Here is a 1,924-nt window from a genome sequence, read left to right as displayed (position 1 = left end):
GCCATCGACTGAATAAAGGGCCATACCACCATAGCGCCACCGATAGCGGTGGCTGCGCCAGTGGCGATGAACAGAAAATCGCGCCGTGTCGGCTCAACGGCGGCAGTGGTGGTCTCGGCCACTTGGCTCTCCAGCATACGTCAACAAACGAGAACCGCGCATCTTTCGATCCCGGAAAACACCAGGATTTCAGGCACGCTGCTCAGCTTTGGAACAAGCATACGCGCCAACGCGCGCGCAATGCGACTGGGCGTCGCCACGCAGGGGCTCTTTGGCACGGTCAAGCCCGCCTGTCCATAGGTGGATTGGAGATGTTCCAGCCTGAAAGTGTCAAAACACAGGCGCATTATGGCCCAGGAAGCCTCCGGATTGCCGCTGCCACAACCTGGCATAAAGTCCGCCCCGGCTCAGCAGCTCGGCATGCGTGCCCTCTTCGAGGATGCGCCCGCCGTCGATGACCACCAGCCGATCGAGAGCGGCGATCGTGGAGAGGCGATGGGCGACCGCGATGACCGTCTTGCCCTTCATCAAGGTCGACAACGCTTCCTGGATCGCCGCCTCGACCTCTGAATCGAGTGCGGATGTTGCCTCGTCCAGCACGAGAATCGGTGCGTTCTTCAGAATGACCCGGGCAATGGCGACCCTTTGGCGCTGTCCCCCGGACAGCTTCACACCGCGTTCCCCCACATGCGCATCGTAGCCGCGCCGACCCCGATGGTCTTCGAGATCGAGGATGAATTCGTGAGCGTGCGCCAGACGCGCCGATTGCTCGATCTCGGCGTCCGTCGCATCCGGTCGCCCATAAGCGATGTTGTCACGGATGGAGCGATGAAGCAGCGACGTATCCTGCGTGACCACCGCTATGGCCTGACGGAGACTGTCCTGCGTCACATCCGCGACATTCTGTCCGTCGATGCGAATCGCGCCACTCTGAAGGTCATGAAGCCGCAACAGCAGGGAAATGATCGTGGTCTTCCCCGCCCCGCTCAACCCGACAAGCCCGACCTTTTCGCCAGGCTTGATGGTCAGGTCGAGATGATCGATGACGCCGCCTTCGCGGCCATAATGGAACGAGACGTCGTCGAAACGTACCTCGCCGGCGGGAACCCGAAGTGGCTTCGCGCCCGGCACGTCCACGATCCCGTGTGGGCGGGCGATGGTCTCCATGCTTTCCTGAACGACGCCGATGTTCTCGAACACCCCGCGAACCGTCTGCATCACCCAGCCCGACATGGCCAGAATGCGCATCACGAGTGCGAGCCCAGTAGCCGCCTCACCGCTCGTCATGGCCCCCTTGGTCCAAAGGAAGATGGACAACGCGCCCGTCGCCACGAGAAGGGCACTGTTCATGAAGGCCAGGATGCCCGTCACACTCGTGATGAGTCGGAAGGAATTGAGGAAGGCGTTGGTGTGTGCCAGGAGGGCCGCGTGAACCGCGGATCGTTCCTCGGCCCCACGGGCAAAGAGCTTCACTGTCAAGATGTTGGTGTAGCTGTCGACGATGCGCCCAACGAACACAGACCGCGTATCGGCCACCTTGAGAGACCGCTTCTGGGCCCGCGGCACGAAATACCGCAGCAAGAGCGCATAACCCGCGATCCAAAGCCCCATGGGTAGGGCAAGCCAGGGGCTGACCTTCGAGAACAGCCCGAGTGCKGTGAAGGCGAAGATCGCCACGTAAAGCAGCGTATCGAGCAGCGTGACGGCGATTTCGCGGATGGCCGGACCCGCCTGCGTGATCCGGTTCGCGAGCCGCCCCGCGAAGTCGGCCTGGAAATAGCTGACGGCGTGCCCGAGCGTATAGAGGTGGGTGCGCCAGCGGATCATCGCCGTGCTCTGCGGCACCATGATTTGATTGGTGATGGTCTCGTGGACGAACAGGAGAACCGGCCGCAGGAAAAGGATCAGGGCGCCGACGGCAAGG

The 1,924-nt window shown here is 62.2% G+C and carries 2 protein-coding genes; both read right to left on the bottom strand.

Annotated features, from left to right (window positions below; translation table 11 throughout):
- Positions 1-137, bottom strand: a 137-nt coding sequence (locus tag AC1DT3_RS19450; protein WP_477466859.1) for a ubiquinol-cytochrome c reductase iron-sulfur subunit N-terminal domain-containing protein, incomplete at its 3' end; no start/stop codon positions are given.
- A 193-nt stretch (positions 138-330) separates the two neighbouring features.
- Positions 331-1,924 (bottom strand): ABC transporter ATP-binding protein (locus AC1DT3_RS19445; RefSeq protein ID WP_477466858.1); only part of this gene is annotated, 1,594 nt, incomplete at its 5' end.

The sequence above is a fragment of the Microvirga sp. P4_G7 genome, from assembly GCF_056401005.1.
Note: the sequence above shows the minus strand (reverse complement) of the source record. Positions and strands in the feature narration are given on the sequence as shown.